The organism is Lysobacter soli, from assembly GCF_003382285.1.
Taxonomy (GTDB): Bacteria; Pseudomonadota; Gammaproteobacteria; order Xanthomonadales; family Xanthomonadaceae; genus Lysobacter_J; species Lysobacter_J soli.
The window spans coordinates 260206-278169 of the sequence record NZ_QTJR01000003.1 but is presented as its reverse complement, the minus strand read 5'-3'; the positions used below and the strand labels follow the sequence as shown (position 1 = coordinate 278169).

Genomic DNA, 17964 nt, shown 5'->3' with positions numbered 1-17964 from the left:
GTGGGGACGCGGGCGCGGGCCGTTTGCACGTGCCCGCGCTGCGCTATCCTCGTGCACGGGGCGGGCTTCGGCCCGGGGTGATGCGCGGGGAGGGAACTCATGCGTCTTGCGACGTGGCGGGCATTCGCGTGTCTGCGTGGCGAAGTGTGTGCGGCGGGCATGGCGATGCTGCTGTGCGTGTTTGCGTCGATGGTGCCGATGGATGCCGCGGCGATGCGGCGGATCGATCCCGGCGAGGATCCGAAGCTCGCGCCGGACGAAGGCCTGGTCGTGCTGTCCGTCGACGCGAACGCTCCGGTCAGCAGCATCCACGTCAAGCGAGCTGATGGCGGCACGGCCGAGGTGCTCAACTACATCGGCCCGGGACGCGATTCCCGCCTGTACGCGACCAGGGCCGGCGACTACCGGTGGGCCCAGGTGAACCTGACCGCCTGGTGGTACCGCTCGCGCTTCGAACTCGACGAGGCGGAGTTCCGGTTCACCGTCGCCCCGGGAAAGATCACGTATCCCGGCGACCTGGTCCTCCGACTCGACTCAATGACCAGTGCGCGCATGCATGTCGCCAACCGGTCGCTGCCGATCATCGACTGGCTGGAGAAGGACCACGGCGCGCTGTACCCGCGCCTGTCGTTCGGGTACGCCGGCCAGTATCCGGATCCGTTCCCCGAGTTCTACCGGGCCGCACGTACCGGTCGCGTCGAGCCGGCGGAAAAGCTCAACGAAGGCCACGAGCCGCCCAAGCCTGGTGCATTGGCGCTCACAGCGGAGGTCATGTGGAAACCCAACCGGGTGGCGGACTTCGCGCTCAACGGGCCGGGCGACCTGCTCGCCGAAGCCGTGCGCGACGACAAGGGCACGTGGGGCCTCGACCTGGTGGACCTGAAGCTCGGCCGCTCGCAGCGCGTGCTCACCACGAAAAACGAGTTCGACAGCCTGCGGTGGAAGGACGCACGCACGCTCATCACCTCCAACGGAAGCGCCGGCACCAGTTATCACGTCTTCGACGTCGGCCCCAGCGACGGCACGACGCGACCGGTGCGGCATCGGCCGATCAACGGCAGCGGTCGCGTGGTGGACCTGTTGCCGGATGAGCCGGGCGTGATCCTGTTCGAAGGCTTCGACAGCCGCGGCGAACTGGTGGTGCATCGGATCGAACTCGAAGGCGACAAGGCCATCACTTCGTTCCAGAGCGCGAAGAGCCGCGACCGCCTGAACCGCGGCGCCACGCACGACATCGCGTGGTATGCGGACGGGCGGGGTCGCCTCCGCGCGGCGACGCTGTGGCGCGACGAGACCTACGTGCTCGTGCACGGCATGGACGGCGTGTTCCACGACGTCATGGAATACCGCGCCGAACCGGTGTTCACGCCGGTGTCGCTGTCCTGGGATGGCGACATGATGTACGGCTACAGCGAGGAAGGCCGCGCGCAACGCGATCTGGTCGCCTTCGATCCGACCACCCGGAAGATCACGCGTACCGTGTTCTCCAAGCCGGGCGTGGACATCGCCGGGGCCGTCTTCAACGACCGCCGCGAACCGGTGGCCGCACGCTACTACCAGTCGGGACGGCTGGTGACCGAGTACTTCGACGACGCCGGAAAGCAACTGGACCGCACGTTGCAGGCCGCGTTTCCCGGTCGCACCGTTGCGGTGGTCGACCGCAGCAGCGACAACCGGCAGCTCGTGCTCTGGGTCGATGGCACCGACCGCTCGCCGCAGCTCTACCACCTGGACGTCGCCGCCAAACGCGCCTCGCTGCTGGAGGAAGTCGCGCCGTGGCTGGCCGACAGGACATTCGCGCCGGTGCACGTGCTCAACGTGAAGGCGGCCGATGGGCTGGCGGTGGACGCTTTCCTGACGCTGCCGCCGGGCGGCGGCAAACGCCCGCTCGTGGTGTTCCCGCACGGCGGGCCGATCGGCATCAGCGACACGCTGCATTTCAACCGGGACGTGCAGTTCCTCGCCTCGCAGGGCTACGCCGTGCTGCAGGTGAACTTCCGCGGCTCCGACGGTTACGGCAAGCAGTTCCGCGAGGCCGGGCATCGCAACTACGGGCGCGCGATCGAGGACGACATCGACGCCGCGCTGCGGGCCGCACTGGCGTCGTATCCGCTGGACGAATCGCGCATGTGCGTGCTCGGCGCCAGCTACGGCGGCTATTCGGCGCTGGTCTCGGCGTTGCGCTGGCCGGGACGTTTCCGATGCGCGGTGTCGATGTCGGGCGTGAGCGATCGCGTGCTGCGTTTCACGGCCAGCGACGCCGGCAGTTCCGCGGAGGGTCGCGCCCAGCTGGAAAAGATCATGGGCGATCCGCGCAAGGACATGGCGGAGATGCAGGCGACGTCGCCGCTGTACCACGTGAAGGAGCTGACGTTGCCGCTGATGCTCGTGCACGGCCGCGAAGACAACCGAGTGGACTTCGAGCACACGCGGCGACTGGTGCGGATGCTCAACCTCGAGGGTCGGCCGCCGGTGGTGCTTGCCTTCCCGGGCATGGGACACAGCTTCGAGGATCCGATGGCACAGGACATCGCGTGGACCGGCATCGCCGGCTTCCTGCAGCAGTACCTGGGCGCACCAGCGGCGCCGGCCACGACCGCGGCCTCGGCCTCGGCCACGCCCGCCGCACCCGGCGGAGGTTAGGCCGCGCCGGTATCGACGCGACGGCGCGCGCGTCGTTCGATCAGATCGAGCAGCGGTCCGGTCATGGCGGTGGTGACCAGCGCCATGATCACCAGCACGGCGAAGAGGCGGTCGCCGATCAGGCCCATCTCGTAGCCGAGGTTGAGCACGATCAGTTCCATCAGCCCGCGCGTGTTCATCAGCGCGCCCAGGCGCAGCGCGTCGGTGTTGGGCATGCCGGCCGTGCGCGCGGCGAGCCACGTGCCCGCGCCCTTGCCGAGCGTCGCAACCGCAATGACCACCACGCCGAGCAGCAGGTCCGATGCCTGCCAGCCCTCCACGCGCAGGCGCAGGCCGGTCATCGCGAAAAACAGCGGCAGCAGCAGCGAAATCGCGAACGGCTCCACGCGTTCGACCAGCAGGTGCCGCAGCCGCGCATTGCCCGACACGGCGATGCCGGCGAGGAACGCGCCGAACAGCGCGTGGATGCCCAGCGCCTCGGTGACCAGCGCGCACAGCAGCGCCAGCAGCAGCAACGCGATGAGCGCGCGGCCTTCGCGTTCGACGGTGATCTCGCGGCGGGTTATCCACGGCCGCGCGAGCGCCAGCACCGCCACCGCGAACAGCAGCGTGCCCGCCAGGCTCACCACCGCCGTCATCCAGCCGGTGGCCTGCACGGTGGCGACGATCACCGCGAGCAGGCACCACGCGCTGGCATCGCCAAGCGCGGCGCAGGCGATCGCGATGCGGCCCATTTCGGTCTGCGCGATGCCGCGATCGGACAGGATCCGCAGCAGCACCGGGAAGGCGGTGATCGACAGCGACACGCCCATGAACAACGCGAACCCGGCGAAACCGACACCCGGCGGCGCGTGTTCGGCGAACAGCGCGAGCGCGAGCAGCACGCCGCAGAGGAACGGCAACGCGATGCCCGCGTGGCTGACCAGCAGCGCGAACCCGCGCCGGCCGTTGAGGCTCGACAGGTCCAGTTCGGCGCCGGCGACGAACAGGAACATCAGCACGCCGAGCTGGCTCACCATGCCGAGGGCGCCGAGGCTTTCGGGTGCGAACAGCCAGCCCTGCACGTCGGGTGCGACGGCGCCGAACAGCAGCGGGCCGAGCAGCAGGCCGGCGGCCATCTCGCCGATCACGGCTGGCTGCCCGAACCGGCGCAGCAACCACCCGGCGCCCTTCGCCACGCACAGCACGACCAGGAGCTGCAGCAGGAAGCGCGCGAGCGGGGTGGTCAGCGGGCCGTGCGTGGCGGCGGGTGCGGCGGGCGGCGGCGTTGGCGCCGATGTCAGGACGTCCGGAATCGGCAACCCATGGCGCGACATCGCCACGGCTGCGACCAGCGGCACCACGACCAGCAACAGGTAACGCCACGGGAACTTGGGTTGCATGCGATGCGGGTGGGACGTGGCCAAGGGGCGCTCCGGCGGCGATTCGACGGACTATAGCGGCCCGGCGCCCGGTTTCGCGCGGCGGAGTTGTTAGCGGCGACGGGTACCCGGACGCTATCGGCCTGGGCCCCGGCCTTCGCCGGGATGACGGTTTTTTTCGAGCGCGCCGTGCTCGTCCGAATCCACACATTCTTAACGGCAAACCGCATCCACGCGCCTATGCTTCGGCCTCCTCCCGAGGACTGCGCGCCATGGCCACCGATCCCATCCCGTCGAGCCTGTTCCAGTCCGCCGTGTTCGACGAATACCTCGACAACGCCCGCATGCACGCCGGGCATTACCTGCGGCGCCTGCCGGATCGCCATGTCGCCGCGCGCGCCGGTCGCGACGAACTGCTGTCCGCGCTGCGCATGCCCCTGCCGCAACACGGCGACGAAGGCGGCGAGGTGATCGACCTGCTCGCGCAGCAGGCCGAACGCGGCGCGGTCGCCTGCAATTCGCCGCGCTATTTCGGTTTCGTGGTCGGCGGCGCGTATCCGGTGGCGCTCGCCGCCGACTGGCTGGTGTCCACGTGGGATCAGAACGCCGGCATCTATGCGATCTCGCCGCTGGTGTCGGTGGTGGAGGAGATCGCCGGGCAATGGCTGCTCGACCTGTTCGACCTGCCGCGCGAAAGCGGCGTCGGTTTCGTCACCGGCTGCCAGATGGCGAACTTCACCTGCCTGGCGGCCGCGCGCCACCAGATGCTGCGACGCGCCGGCTGGGACGTCGAAGCCGACGGCCTGCAGGGCGCGCCTCGGCTGCACGTCGTGGCGTCGGCCGAATCGCACGTCACCATCGACGTCGCGCTGCGTTACCTCGGCCTGGGCACGCGCTCGGTGCATCGCGTGGAAACCGACGCGCAGGGGCGCATGAACGCCGATCGCCTGCGCAAGGTCGTCGCGTCGATCGAAGGGCCGATGATCGTCTGCGCGCAGGCGGGCAACGTGAACACCGGTGCGTTCGATCCGCTGCGCGAGGTCGCCGAGGTCGTGCGCGAACGTGGTGCATGGCTGCACGTGGATGGCGCGTTCGGTCTGTGGGCGCGCGCCAGCGAATCGCTGCGTGGCCTGGCCGATGGCATCGAACTCGCCGATTCGTGGGCGACGGACGCGCACAAGTGGCTCAACGTGCCCTACGACTGCGGCGTCGCGATCGTGCGCCACGCGCAGGATCACCGCGAGGCCATGACTTCGCAGGCCGCCTACCTGATCCAGACGCACGGCGAGGAACGCGACGCGGTGGACTGGGTGCCCGAGTTCTCGCGTCGCGCGCGCGGCGTTCCCGTATACGCGACGCTGCGCGCGCTGGGGAAGGGCGGCGTGCAGGACCTGATCGACGCCAGCTGCGAACGCGCCCGTCAGATGGCCGACGCGCTGCGCACCGCCGACGGCGTGCAGGTGCTCAACGACGTCGTGCTCAACCAGGTGCTGGTGCGTTTCGGCGATGACGACGACCTCACCCGTGCGGTGATCGCCGGCGTGCAGCGCGACGGCACGTGCTGGCTCGGTGGCACGACGTGGCAGGGCAAGGCCGCGATGCGCATTTCGGTGTCGAACTGGGCGACCAGCGAGGACGATGCGGAGCGCAGCGTCGCGGCGATCCTGCGCGTGTTCCACGCACTGCACGCCGCGGCAGGAACCGCGTAGCGGTCGAGGCGGGTCAACCCACGCGGACGAGGTGCGAGTTCAGTTCGCGCACCAGTTCGGCGAGGCCGACCGGCTTGCGGCAGCGCGGAATGTCGCCGTAGATCGCGGGAAGCGCGCTGTCGTCATAGCCGGTGAGGAACAGCATCGGCACGCCGCGTCCGCGCAGTGCTTCGACCACTGCGAAGGAAGTCTCGTCGCCGAGGTTCACGTCGAGCAGCGCGCCGTCGAGCACGGTCGCCAGCGCGATGCCGCGCAGCGCGCCCTGGACATCGGGGTAGGGGCCGACAATGGTCGCGCCTTCCAGTTCGAGCGCTTCCTGCAGGCCCGAGGCGAGGAGATAGTCGTCCTCCACCAGCAGGAGGTGGAGACCGCGGAGGCCAGCGTCGCGCATGGGATCTCTCCTCGGGTTTACCCGCATTGTTCGCGCCGAAAAGTTAAGACGGCGAGACGGCTGCGCATTCACGCAGCGCCCACGGTACAGGAGCGGATCGTGTCCGCGAGCCCGCCCGGAGCCCGCCCGTGACCGTCCATCCCGTTGCGACGTCCACGTCAGGTGCCGAGGCCTCCAGTTTCCTCGGCATGGTGCTGGCCGATCGCGGCGACCGCCGGCGCGCGGCCTGCGTCGCCGTCGTGCTGTTGCTGGCCTTCGCGGCGACTGCGCCGTTCGCCGGGCGCGCGCTGCCGGCGGTGCCGACCTTCGTTCCGGCCTACGATGCAGCGGTGATGGTGCTGGCGTCGATCGCCGCGCTGATGCTGCACGCGCAGTATCGCGACCTGCACCAGCGCAGCTTCCTGTGGCTGGCGTGCGGCTATCTGTACGGCGCGCTGTTCGCGTTGCTGCACGGCCTGAGTTTCCCTGACGCCTTCGTCAGCGGCAGCCTGTTCGGCGACTCGCAGACCACCGTGTGGCTGTGGATCTTCTGGCATGGCGCCTCGCCGCTGTTCGTCATCGCGTATGCGCTGGCCGGTACCGGGCGTTGGCGTAACGGCGGATGGCCGCTGCATCGCGTCGCGTATCCGGCGGTGGTCCTTTCGGTCGTGCTGATCGCGCTGGCGCTGGTGCGCCTGGACGATCGTCTGCCGCAATTGCTGGTGAGCGTGCAATACCGGCCGTTGATGACGCGGATGATCGGGACCGCGGTCTGGACCGTGCACCTGATCGCAATCGCGTTGCTGATCTGGCGCACGCGGCTGCGACGACTGCTCGACCTGTGGCTGTGCGTGACGCTGCTGGCGGCGGTGATCGAACTGGCGCTCAGCGGGATGATGATCAGTGCCCGTTATCAGCTGGGTTTCTACATCGGCCGCGTCTACGGGCTGGTCGGCACATTGGTGATGCTCGGACTGCTGCTGCGCCACGCGCTGCTGCTGCAGGGGCGGCTCGTGCGCGCGGCCTCCGCGCTGCACGACAGCGAGCGCCGCTACCGCGACCTGTTCGACAGCATGGGCGAGGCGTTCTACATCGGCGAAGTCGTGAAGGACGAGGAAGGCCGCATCGTCGACCTGCAGTTCCTGCAGGAAAACCCGATGGCGCGCCGCTACATCGGACGCGACATCGCAGGCCGCCGGTTGTCGGAGGTCGTGCCGGACTTCGACCAGGAGTGGCTGGACATCGTCGAGCAGGTCATCCGCACCGGCAAGGAACGCTCGCTCGAACGACCGTCGGCGCGCGTGCAGCGCTACTTCCGCTATCGCGTGTTCCGGCTGAAGGGTCGGCAGAAACAGGTTGGCATCCTGTTCCAGGACATCAAGCCGCGCCGCGACGCGGAGCTCGCCTTGCGCGACAGCGAGGAGCGCTTCCGCCAGTTCGGCCAGGCGGCGTCCAGCGTGCTGTGGATCCGCAACGCCGACACGCTGGAGCTGGAATACGTCAGCGCGGCGTTCGAGACCATCTGCGGACGGCGCTGCGACGCGGTGGTCGGCAGCGGCTTCGACGCGTGGCTGGCGATGGTGCACCCGGACGATCGCGAAGCCGTGCGCCGCGCGGTGCGCCGCGTGCAGCAGGGCGAACGCGTGGAACAGGAGTACCGGATCCTGCACGGCGAAACCGGCGACGAACTCTGGCTGCTGGGCACCGAATTCCCGATGCGCGACGACGACTGCCGCATCAACCGCATCGGCGGCATCGCGCAGGACGCGACGCTGCTGAAGAAGGCGCAGTTCCGCCTGAGCGAAAGCGAGGAGCGCCTGCGCAGCGCGATCGAAGTCGGCCGCCTGGCGACCTGGGACTGGAACCTGACCACGGGCGAGGTCGCCTGGTCGGACGAGCACTACCGCATCGAAGGCTATCTGCCAGGCGAAGTCGTGCCGAGCTACGAGGCCTGGGTCGCGCGCGTGCACCCGGACGACCGCGAGACGTCCGAAGCCGCGGTGCGGCAGGCGATGCTCACCGGTGGCGAATACGCGCGCGAGGTGCGCTTCCTGCATCCCGACGGCAGCGTGCACTGGGCCAACGCACGAGGCCGCTTCTTCTACGACGCCGCCGGCCGGCCCGTGCGCATGGTCGGCTCGATGATCGACACCACGCTGCGGCGCGAATACGAGGACGCCCAGCGCGTGCTGGTAGCCGAACTCCAGCACCGTACGCGCAACCTCATCGCGGTGGTGCGCTCGATTTCCGACCGCACGCTGCGCGAAAGCGCCGACATGGCGCAGTTCGCGACCGTGTTCAGCGAACGGCTGGGCTCGCTGGCGCGCGTGCAGGGATTGCTGTCGCGCCTGAAGGAGGGCCAGCGCGTGACCTTCGACGAACTGCTGCGCATGGAACTGGCGGCGCACCTGGACGCGCAGGACGGCTCGCGTTTCACGCTGTCCGGGCCGGACGGCGTGACACTGCGCTCCTCCAGCGTGCAGCCGCTGGCGCTGGCCATCCACGAGCTCATCACCAACGCGGTCAAGTACGGCGCGCTGCGCGACCCCGCCGGGTACCTGCGCATCGCCTGGAGCGTGCAGGACGAGGACGGCCGCCCGTGGCTGCACGTGGACTGGCGCGAGACCGGCGTGGTGCCGCCGGCGGCCTGCGACGTGGAGCGCGGCAGCGGCGCGGGACGCGAGCTGATCGAGCGGGCGCTGCCGTACCAGTTCGGCGCGCGCACGACGTATGAGCTCACCGATGCGGGCGTCCATTGCACCATCGCCATGCCTATTTCGCGCCGCGAAATGGCGTCACCGCACGGTCATGACGCGCGGTTATGAAGGCATGAAACATGGCACGTGCCGGCGACGTCGCGGCGAATGCCTGCTTCGCTCCGGCTTAACCTGCCTGCCCTGATTCTGTTTGCCCGAACCGACAGGTTTTTCCCCCATGGCCACCCGCAAGCTTCCGACTCCTCCCCAGGCGCCGGCCGCGATCTCGACCCGTCCCCGGATGCCGCGTCTGGTTCGTCTGCCGCGCAGGGAAGACGCGCGCAAACCCACGCGCGCCGATCGCGCCGAACACCAGATGCGCCTGCGCCGGCTGAGTGCGGGTCATGCCTGAACGTCTCGTTCCGTTGCGGTGATCCGCCCGTGCTAGGATCGCCGCAGAAGGGGAGTAGCTCCATCGTGCTGTCGCCGTCATTACGGGTCGTCCTGCAACGGGACCGGCCCCGGTGCAGCAGCAGGCCGCAGGCCTGTGAGCAAGACCTTCGCCGTAAAGCCGCGGCGAAGGTGCGTCCGGATCAAGCCCGATCGAAGGATCGTCGGTTGCTCGCGTTGAGCGACGGCGAAGGGCGGGTGATCGATCCGACGGATGCGATTCGCGCGTGGGTTACGGCTCCCGCCCACCGAACCGAACCCATCCGATGGACATCTTCCTAAACCCCGAAATCTGGATCGCCCTGGCCACGTTGACGGCGCTCGAGCTCGTGCTCGGCATCGACAACATCATTTTCATTTCCATCCTGTCCGGCAAGCTGCCGCCGCACCAGCGCGACAAGGCGCGCAAGCTCGGCATCGCGCTGGCGGCGATCACCCGCCTGGGCCTGCTGCTGACCATCGCCTGGATCGTGAGCCTGACCAAGCCGCTGTTCGAAGTCTTCGGCAACGAATTCTCGTGGCGCGACCTGATCCTCATCGGCGGCGGTCTGTTCCTGATCGCCAAGGCCACGCACGAGATCCACCAGAAGCTCGAAGGCGCCAGCGAAGCGGTCTCCACCGGCAAGGTCGTCGGCGCGACCTTCGGCAGCGTGATCGCGCAGATCATGGTGCTGGACATCGTCTTCTCGCTGGACTCGATCATCACCGCCGTCGGCATGGTCGACGAGCGCTGGGTGATGGTGGCCGCGATTTTGATCTCCATCGTCTTCATGCTGGCCTTCGCCAAGCCGATCGGCGATTTCGTCGAGCGCCACCCGACGGTGAAGATCCTCGCGCTGAGCTTCCTGATCATGATCGGCCTGGTGCTGATCGCCGACGGCTTCGGCCAGCACATCAGCAAGGGCTACATCTACACGGCGATGGCCTTCTCGGTGTTCGTCGAGATGATCAACCTGTGGATCCGCAAGCGCGAAGCGCGCAAGACCGAGCCGGTCAAGCTGCGCGAGCGGTACGAGGAAGTGCCGTCGGAGTGAGGCGGCACCCAGCCCCTCTCCCTGGGAGAGGGGCTGGGTGCCGCGGATGGCTCATGCCTGCTTTGCCGTCGCGGCAAAAAAGGCGTCATCCCCGCGAAGGCGGGGATCCAACTGTCAGTGCCGTCATGACCTCCGACGAGCGTGATGCCTCGGACGGATGGATTCCCGCCTGCGTGGGAATGACAGCAGAAGGGGAATGACGGCAAGAAGAGGCGTCATCCCCGCGAAGGCGGGGATCCAAGCCTGTCGGTGCCGTCATGGCCTCCGATGAGCGTGATGCGTCGGACCGATGGGTTCCCGCCTGCGCGGGAATGACAGCTAATAGAAACGTCATCCCCGCGAAGGCGGGGATCCAACTGTCGGTGCTGTCATGGCCGCCGAAGAGCGTGATACGTCGGACGGATGGATTCCCGCCTGCGCGGGAATGACGGCAAAAGCACGTCATGACGGCAGCGCCGTTGTGAACATTGCCGCGCTGCGCCGTTACTCGACCACGATCACCTGCACGTCCACCATCACGACGCCCCCCGCCACCTTCTGATCGAACGCTGGAAAAACTGGCTGTTCGGTATCTGCAGCGTCGTGTCCGAGCCGTCCGCCCGCGTTTCCTGCAGCGTCGTGTAGATCAGGTTGATGTCGACCACGCGGCCCTTGAGGCCCGGCTTCTCGCCGTTCTCCAGCAGTTCGATCTCGTCGTGCAGGCGGAAGGGGCGCGAGGTGAGGATCAGGAACGTGCAGAAGATGTTCGACAGCACGCTCCACGCCGCGAAGAACGCCACCGCCGCCACTGCGGCGAATCCGGTGATCGCCGTCCACAGCACCGACGCCGACACGCCCAGGCGCTGCAGGATCAGGAAAGTGGCGGCGACGTAGATCAGCGTGCCCATCACGCGTCGCGCGCCGATGGTCATCTCGACCGGCAACTCGTAGCGCGCGCACACGCGGTTGAGCGCCTTGCGCAGCAGCAGACGCAACAACCACGCGGCAACGAGGATCAGCGCCGCTTCGCCCAGCGGCACGACCAGGTCGACGCCGTCGCGTACCCACTTCGCGTTCGGAAGATGGCCTGCGGGAGAAAACACGTTCATCGCGTGGTCTCTGCGCGCGATGCGCGATGCGGTCGAGCGTGCAAGGGGATGCGTTCGTATCGGGATGCGGTGTTCATGCCGCAAGCGTAATCGCTGATGGCCGCTGCGAGTAGCGCGAGGAACTTACGTGTGGTCCGCTTCGTACTGTTTGGCCCACTCTGCGCCACGCCGGCGCATCTCGTCCTCGTCGACGTCCTCGACATGCGTGCCGAGCATCCAGCGATGGCCGAAGGGATCCACCACCGTGCCCATGCGGTCGCCCCAGAACTGGTTTTCCACCGCCTGCAATACCGTCGCGCCGGCCTTGATCGCGCGCTCGAAAGCCGCGTCCACGTCGTCGACGTACACCAGCAGGCTGCCGGTGGTGCCGCCACGCGATTCCGGGCCCAGCGCGTCCCATTCGGGGAACTCGTCCGACAGCATGAAGCGCGCATCGCCGATGCGCATCTCGGCATGCGCGACCTTGCCGCCGGCGTCGAGCCGGTAAGTGAGCGTCGCGCCGAAGGCGGTTTCGTAGAAGGCGATCGCATCGTTCGCATCGCCCACGACGATGCCCGGCGTGATGCGGTGATGTCCCGGCGGAATCGGATCGACGGCCATGGCGCGCGCTCCCGGCGGCAAAGCGCGAGCATGCGCGCGGGCGCGTGATGCCTCAGTAGAACGCAACGCCCGGCCGCAGCACCAGCTGGAACACCAGCAGCAGCGCGATGGCCCCCAGCAGCGGCGTCACGATCGCGCGCAAGGGCGTGCCCGTCGCCTGCGCATCGCGAACGCGCCACGCACCGGCGAGCATCCACAGCGCGCCCGGGACGCCGACGATCAACGGCAGCAGCACGACTTCCAGCATCTCGCGCGGCACGCGGAAGGGAATCACCAGCGCGGTGCCGATCAGCATCGGCAGCGCGATCGTCTGCAGCACGAAGCGCGTGCGCGCCGCTGGCGTGGCGACGGCTGCCGGCTCGTCGGCAAGTTCGAGCGCGGGCCGCACCAGCGCGAGCGACACGACGACGATGGCGGCCAGCGCGATCAAGGCCGCGATGAATTTCGTCTCCAGCGAGAGGCCGAAGTACACCATCGCCATGCCGACGTCGCTGCCCGTGCTCAGTGCGCCGATCACCACCTGCGGCAACGCCATCAGCAGCCCGCAATACGCCATCCACAGGACGAACAACCGCCACGCAACAGAACGCGGGCGACCCGCGCGCACCGCGAACAGGCACGCCAGGCCGACGATGGCGGTCGCCAGCGCGCCGGTGCCCTGGAACAGGCTCGCCAGCGGGTTCTCGCCGGTCCACAGGTGGTTGTTGTGGAACAGCGTCGGCTGCAATCCCGGCGTGAGCGCCTTCGGCACGACGAGGAAGACTTCCTGCACGAAGAACGTCAGGTTGAAGGCGAGCGCGTAGAGCAGGGCGGATACCAGGACGGTCCTCCAGCTCCAGCGCACGCGATCCGCGCGCGCCGGCGTAGCCGACTTCGAGGCGAACAGGCCCGCCAGCGCCAGCAGCGCCGGCCCGGCCAGCAGGACGATGGCGGTGATGATGAGCAACATGCGCGGTCCCCGAACGAGCAGCGCGCATGATGCCCGTGTCGCGGCGACGGGGTCCAGTCGCGCCTAATCCCGATCGGGCGCGCCGAGCGGGAAGTAGGACCGGTACGGCCGCGCTTCGTCCACGGCACGCGCGAATGCAGGCCGTACAAGCAGGCGCTCGCGATAGGCGCGCACGTTCGCGTAACGCGGATCGATGCGGTGTGTCCAGTCCGCATAGAACAGGAACGGTCCGGCGCCGCAATCGGCCAGGCTGAAGTGCGAGCCGGCGGCCCATTCGCGGTTCGCCATCACGCCGTCGAGCCAGCCGTAGGCGTTTTCGAGCATGTCGCGAGCGTCCTCGACGCCGCGCGTGTCGCGTTCGGCTTCCGGGCGCAGCGCGTCGTATACGAACTTCTGCTGCGGCGTGGAGATGTAGTGGTCGAAGAAGCGGTCCATCATCCGCACCTCGATCGCCTCGTCGGCATCGTCCGGGATCAGCTTCACCGGGCCGGGATGATGCACGTGCAGGTACTCGATGATGCAGCTGGCCTCGGCGACCATGCGGCCGTCCTCGACCAGCACCGGGAAGCGCCGCACCGGCCACATCGCGACCAGCTCGCGCCAGGCGTCGCACTCCGGCGATTCGAGCAGTTTCCATTCGAACGGCGTGCCGTTCTCGTACAGCGCGGTCAGGACCTTCTGCGAGTACGAGGAGAACGGGTGGGCATACAGCTGCAGCATGGGCGCTCCGGATGACGAGGCGGGTCGCCTCATCTTCCCCGACGAGCGCAGGGCCTGCGAATCGACATCCGGCATTCGCAAAAGAGAAAGAGGAGCCGAAGCTCCTCTTTCTCCTCCCACCCACGCTTGAATCTTGGCTGTTACCGCGTCAGGTCGTACTGGGCCGAGGCGGCGTTGGTCACGAGCGAGGACAGCGGCAGCAGCTGCGACAGGAAGCGGTTCCAGCGCGTCACGCCGGCCGGGCCGACCCACACGACGTCGCCGGGCTTCAGCCGGAACTTGTCGCCCAGCGCGAAGGCGACCGGCGACTTGGCATCGAGCTGGTAGACCGTGGTGGCGCCCTGCGTCGCCTGCGGCGTTCCCATGTCTTCAAGGCCGCGGATCACGTAGACCGCCTCACCCTTGGAGGTGATGGGGTTCAAACCGCCCGCGCGACCCAACGCCTGCGTGAGGGTGACATCGGTCGTCTTGAACGTGAGCGCCTGCGGACGCGCGACCTCGCCGATGACGTAGACCTCCTTGCGGTCGTTGAACGGCAGGAAGAGGCGGTCGCCCGGCTTGAGGTAGATGTCCTGCGCGACGTTGCCGTCGCGGTTGAGCGCGTCCAGGTCGAGGTTGTAGTTACGTCCGTCGCGGGTGAGCACCAGCCCCGACAGATCGGCCTGCGCGACGTCGATGCGCGCGCGGCCGACGACCTGCGACAGCGTCATCGGAACCGTCGTAACGTCCTGCGGCGTGGTGTCGACGAACGCGCCCTGCAGCGCGACGCGACTTCCGAATCCGACCACGTTGACGTCCAGCTGCGGATTGGTGAGGTACTTCGCCAGACGCGAGGTCAGCGTGCTGCGCAGGTCCTCGATCGTCATGCCGGTGACGTTGAGCTTGCCGGCATACGGGAAGTAGAACGTGCCGTCCGGCTGCACCAGGCGGCCGTTGGTCACGGCCTGCTGCTGGTTGCCGGCAGGCGTGGTGAGTTCGGGGTGGTCCCACACGGTGACGATGAGCGTGTCGCCGGGCTGGATCTTGTAGGTCTCGCCGCGGAACGCCAGCAGTTCCTGCGGTACGACGGCCTTGGGCGCGGGCGCGGAGACGACGTCGGAGGTGATCGGAATCATCTTCACCTCGCCCCCGACGAAGCGCGAATCCTGTATGTCGCCTCGCGTCATCTGCTGGCCGGTGCACCCGGTGATGACGGTCGCGATCGCGACCGAGCAGGCAAGAGTGAGCGTCTTCAATGCATGGCCCTCGGGTTCTTGGCGCGACATGCGCGGCTGGTCAGCTGCGCGATGCCCTTCGTCACCATTTCCATGCGGGACGCGGCCGGTGGAACGACGTTGTGAACGTAGCGATGTCCTTGTGTTCGCCACGGAAGCCTAGATCGCGCATGGCGCACACGGCGTGATGCCATGAGCGGGCAGTGCAGTTGCATTCAGTGATGCGAACGAGCGAATGAATGGCGGTGTGACCCGTGCCACACGTCGTTCAGTTCCGTAGACGCGACATCACGATCGCACCCATTTCCTTGATCGCGCGTCCACTTCGCCATAACGCCCGACCGGACGGAAGCCAGCGTTGCGTCCAGCGTTCGCGCTTGCCGCTTTCGGGAACCGGCACGGGCGTGATCTCAACGCCGGCCTTGCGGAACTCGATCACGGCACGGGTCATGTGGAGCGAGGAGGTCACCAGCAGGATGCGATCGAAGCCGTGCTCGCGGGCTATCTGCGCGGTGTAGCGCGCGTTGTCGCGCGTGTTGCGGCTCTTGGTTTCCAGAAGAAGTGCATCCTGCGGAACGCCCAGGCGCTGGATCGCATGTTCCATGATCCGTGCTTCGCTCGCGGCCTCATTGCCGCCGTTGTCGCCCCCACCGGACAGCACGATGACCGGCGCCTTTCCCTCGAGCCATGCACGCGCCCCCGCGGCGAGGCGGCTGTTCTCGAGGTCGTAGGCCGTGACGTTCTGGCGTTCGAGCCAGTAGAAGTGCGTGGCGCCGCCGAGCACGACGATCGCGTCAGCTTGCGGCAAGGTGGATTCATCGACGGGCGGATATCGGCTTTCGAGCCGGCCGCGCACCCAGTCCGAAACGCTCGGGATGGCTAACAATGCGGACCATGCGATGGCGAGCACCGCCGTGGCCATGGCGATGCGACGCCAGCGGATGAGTGCGAACAGCGCCGCGACGATGAGCAGCGCGACGGATAGGGCAGGGGGAAACGTCAGGGCGACAAGCAAGGATTGCAGGGCCTGCATGCGTGGCGGATATCCTCAGATCAGGATTTCGTTGGTGACATAGTAGTAGAACGCCGCGCACGACTGGATCAGCCCGAAGCGCAGGAGCAACGGATTGCGCAGCAACGCAACGCGGCTGTGCACGAGCATCGCCGCGAGGATCAGCGACACGCTCAGCCATGCCGGCAGCAGGTAACGGTTGGAGAAGTAGCCCCAGCCGACGGCGAAGAACGGAAGCGTCATCACCAGGTAGACCGCCGCGCTCTGCTTGATCTTCTCGCGATACTCGGCCCGCACCAGCGGCGCCAGCACGAAGGGCAGCATGTACCAGAAGATCGAGAACACCGCGAAGTCGACGCGGACACCGACACGCGACCGGTCCGTGGCGGTGTAGGTCATCATCAGTTCGTACAGCGCCGGTATGAAGGCACGGACGATCATCGTCGAGAGCCCGCTGACGTAGGACGCGAACGCGATGACGGCGATGAGGCGCTGCATCCTCGTGCCGAAAAGCAGCACCGGCGCGAACACCAGGTAGAGCAGTGACGACAGATGCAGGCTCGCCGCCACCGCGCCCAGCACGACGAACGCCAGCCATTGCTTGCGCTGGAACGACAGCAGCGAGGCGAACACCAGCAACGCGGCAAGGCCTTGTCGCACCGCGTTGATCGTCGCGTTGACGAACATCGGCGACACGTACAGCAGCATGATCGCCGCGCCGAGGAAGGTCAGGAAACCGCGGCGCTGGACCGGGTCGTCGCCGACGAGGTAGTCCTGGTAGCGGCGCGTCGCGATGAAGATGGTGCCGAGCATGAAGGCGAACAGCGCCGTCTGGTAGCCGATGACGCCGAAGCCGAGTTTCCACAGGCCCCACGTGAGATAGACGAAACCGGGCTCCAGTCGCGTCTCGCCACCGCCGGAACTGAGGCCCTGGAAGAAGCCGGCGTAGGTCTGCGTATCGGTGCCCACGTCCAGCGGACGCGTGCCGACGAGCCAGCAGCCGAACAGCCCGACCGCGATTAGCAGCAGCGCGCTGAGCGTCGTCGCCGCGGGGACATAGGTCGAGCGGCGCTGCGTCATCCCATATTCGGGAACGTTGGCATTCACGAGGTCGCGCCTCCTTCGGTGGCCCGCCGCAGCGCCAGCAGCATCCGCTGGCGCGCCTTGCGCACCATGCCGATGCTGCGGGCGAACAGGTGTTCGGGATAGCTCACCAGTCCCTGGCGCAGGAGTTCACGACGGACTTCGCGACCGGCGCGATGCATCGCTTTGAGGTCTTCGCTGAGTCCGCCGGCCCCGTAATTCGCCTTGTGCCAGTACGCGAGCACCTGGTCGAGCTTCGCGCAGCGGTAGCCGGAGAAGCCGATCTGGCCCCAGAGCAGGAAGTCCTCGACGCGCCGGTAGTTCTCGTCGAAACGGAACGGAAGGTCGCGCCGCAGTACGACCGATGCTGTCGGGAACGGATTGTTCAGGAGGAGGCGGCGACGCGGCACGATCTGCGTGCGTGCTTCGCGCGGCGGTGCGGGCGCGGGTTCGCGACGGTCGCGCACGAGCATGCGGTGCGCGAGCAGTGCGATTTCCGGATCGGCGCGTAGCGCACGCATCTGCAGTTCGATCTTCGTCGGCACCCACGTGTCGTCCGCATCGAGGAAGGCGACGTACGGCTGCGTCGCGCGTTCCCAGCCCGCGTTGCGTGCACCGGACGGCCCGCCGTTGTTCGCCAGTTCGACGACCTCGACCCAGCCCGGTGGATACTGCGCCGCGACGGCGTGCAGCGCGGCGACCGTGTCGTCGGGACTCGCGTCATCGACGAGGATGACCTGTGCCGGGCGCAATGTCTGCGCGTATACCGACGCGATCGAATCGCCGATCGTCCTGCTGCAACGAAAGCACGGCACAACGACGGAAATCGGCGCGACGGCGGTGGACGCATGTGGCGCGGGCGCGGGCGTGTTGCGCGCGGCAACGCGGCGGTCATGGTGGTCGATTGGGGCGGTGCGCGGCGCGTCGATCATCTGTGGCATTGGAAACCGATCCCGTGCGTTTTTGCGTATACGGAAAGTGAAGCCCGGGTGCGCTCCGGGGCTGCGTTCAGACTCGTGCGTGGCGCGTCGACAC

General features: G+C 67.8%; 16 protein-coding genes. 6 read left to right on the top strand and 10 right to left on the bottom strand.

From position 1 onward, the window contains the following. Positions 1–99: 99 nt before the first annotated feature. Positions 100–2643 carry an alpha/beta hydrolase family protein gene (locus DX912_RS06855; RefSeq protein WP_115841738.1) on the top strand — a complete coding sequence of 848 codons (2544 nt, stop codon included), beginning with the start codon at positions 100–102 and terminating at the stop codon, positions 2641–2643. On the opposite strand, the gene DX912_RS06850 is transcribed toward DX912_RS06855, so the two are convergent. Further along, positions 2640–4025, bottom strand: a complete 1386-nt coding sequence (locus DX912_RS06850; RefSeq protein WP_115841737.1) for a cation:proton antiporter domain-containing protein — start codon at positions 4023–4025, stop codon at positions 2640–2642. The two genes, DX912_RS06855 and DX912_RS06850, sit on opposite strands and share 4 nt — an antisense overlap. A gap of 251 nt (positions 4026–4276) precedes the next feature. Between DX912_RS06850 and DX912_RS06845 the strand changes: the two genes are divergently transcribed. Continuing rightward, entirely contained in the window at positions 4277–5713 is a 1437-nt protein-coding gene (locus tag DX912_RS06845) for a pyridoxal phosphate-dependent decarboxylase family protein (RefSeq protein WP_115841736.1), read from the top strand. Positions 5714–5726: 13 nt separating this feature from the next. Here DX912_RS06845 and DX912_RS06840 read toward each other — a convergent pair whose 3' ends face one another. Next, positions 5727–6104: a response regulator gene (locus DX912_RS06840; protein ID WP_181902740.1), complete on the bottom strand. Its 378-nt coding sequence runs from the start codon at positions 6102–6104 to the stop codon at positions 5727–5729. A gap of 128 nt (positions 6105–6232) precedes the next feature. On the opposite strand from DX912_RS06840, the gene DX912_RS06835 reads away from it, so the two are divergent. From DX912_RS06835 to DX912_RS18340, 4 genes are all read left to right on the top strand, one after another. Beyond that, complete coding sequence (locus tag DX912_RS06835) at positions 6233–8908, top strand: PAS domain-containing protein (protein WP_147298577.1); 2676 nt, start codon at positions 6233–6235, stop codon at positions 8906–8908. Between the two features lie 109 nt (positions 8909–9017). Next, positions 9018–9191 carry a hypothetical protein gene (locus tag DX912_RS18345; protein WP_157030537.1) on the top strand — a complete coding sequence of 58 codons (174 nt, stop codon included), beginning with the start codon at positions 9018–9020 and terminating at the stop codon, positions 9189–9191. A gap of 304 nt (positions 9192–9495) precedes the next feature. Further along, complete coding sequence (locus DX912_RS06830) at positions 9496–10263, top strand: TerC family protein (RefSeq protein ID WP_115841733.1); 768 nt, start codon at positions 9496–9498, stop codon at positions 10261–10263. 370 nt (positions 10264–10633) lie between these two features. Further along, the gene (locus tag DX912_RS18340) at positions 10634–10804 is read left to right on the top strand and encodes a hypothetical protein (RefSeq protein ID WP_181902739.1); all 171 of its coding nucleotides are present in this window, start codon (positions 10634–10636) and stop codon (positions 10802–10804) included. On the opposite strand, the gene DX912_RS06825 is transcribed toward DX912_RS18340, so the two are convergent. The 8 genes from DX912_RS06825 to DX912_RS06790 all read right to left on the bottom strand — a co-directional run bounded on the left by DX912_RS06825 (position 10779) and on the right by DX912_RS06790 (position 17861). Continuing rightward, entirely contained in the window at positions 10779–11351 is a 573-nt protein-coding gene (locus DX912_RS06825) for a mechanosensitive ion channel domain-containing protein (RefSeq protein ID WP_115841732.1), read from the bottom strand. The genes DX912_RS18340 and DX912_RS06825 overlap by 26 nt on opposite strands. 123 nt (positions 11352–11474) lie before the next feature. Next, positions 11475–11951 (bottom strand): VOC family protein, encoded by a 477-nt coding sequence (locus DX912_RS06820; RefSeq protein WP_115841731.1) that lies wholly within the window; start codon positions 11949–11951, stop codon positions 11475–11477. A gap of 52 nt (positions 11952–12003) precedes the next feature. Beyond that, the gene (locus DX912_RS06815) at positions 12004–12900 is read right to left on the bottom strand and encodes a hypothetical protein (RefSeq protein ID WP_115841730.1); all 897 of its coding nucleotides are present in this window, start codon (positions 12898–12900) and stop codon (positions 12004–12006) included. Between the two features lie 63 nt (positions 12901–12963). Further along, complete coding sequence (locus DX912_RS06810; RefSeq protein WP_115841729.1) at positions 12964–13620, bottom strand: glutathione S-transferase family protein; 657 nt, start codon at positions 13618–13620, stop codon at positions 12964–12966. 140 nt (positions 13621–13760) lie between these two features. Further along, complete coding sequence (locus DX912_RS06805; RefSeq protein WP_232338413.1) at positions 13761–14885, bottom strand: polysaccharide biosynthesis/export family protein; 1125 nt, start codon at positions 14883–14885, stop codon at positions 13761–13763. 217 nt (positions 14886–15102) lie between these two features. Continuing rightward, positions 15103–15867, bottom strand: coding sequence for a YdcF family protein (locus tag DX912_RS06800; protein ID WP_115841728.1), 765 nt, complete (start codon positions 15865–15867; stop codon positions 15103–15105). Positions 15868–15882: 15 nt separating this feature from the next. Further along, the gene (locus tag DX912_RS06795; RefSeq protein ID WP_115841727.1) at positions 15883–16926 is read right to left on the bottom strand and encodes an EpsG family protein; all 1044 of its coding nucleotides are present in this window, start codon (positions 16924–16926) and stop codon (positions 15883–15885) included. A 23-nt stretch (positions 16927–16949) separates the two neighbouring features. Further along, positions 16950–17861: a glycosyltransferase family 2 protein gene (locus tag DX912_RS06790; protein ID WP_181902738.1), complete on the bottom strand. Its 912-nt coding sequence runs from the start codon at positions 17859–17861 to the stop codon at positions 16950–16952. Positions 17862–17964 lie beyond the last annotated feature (103 nt).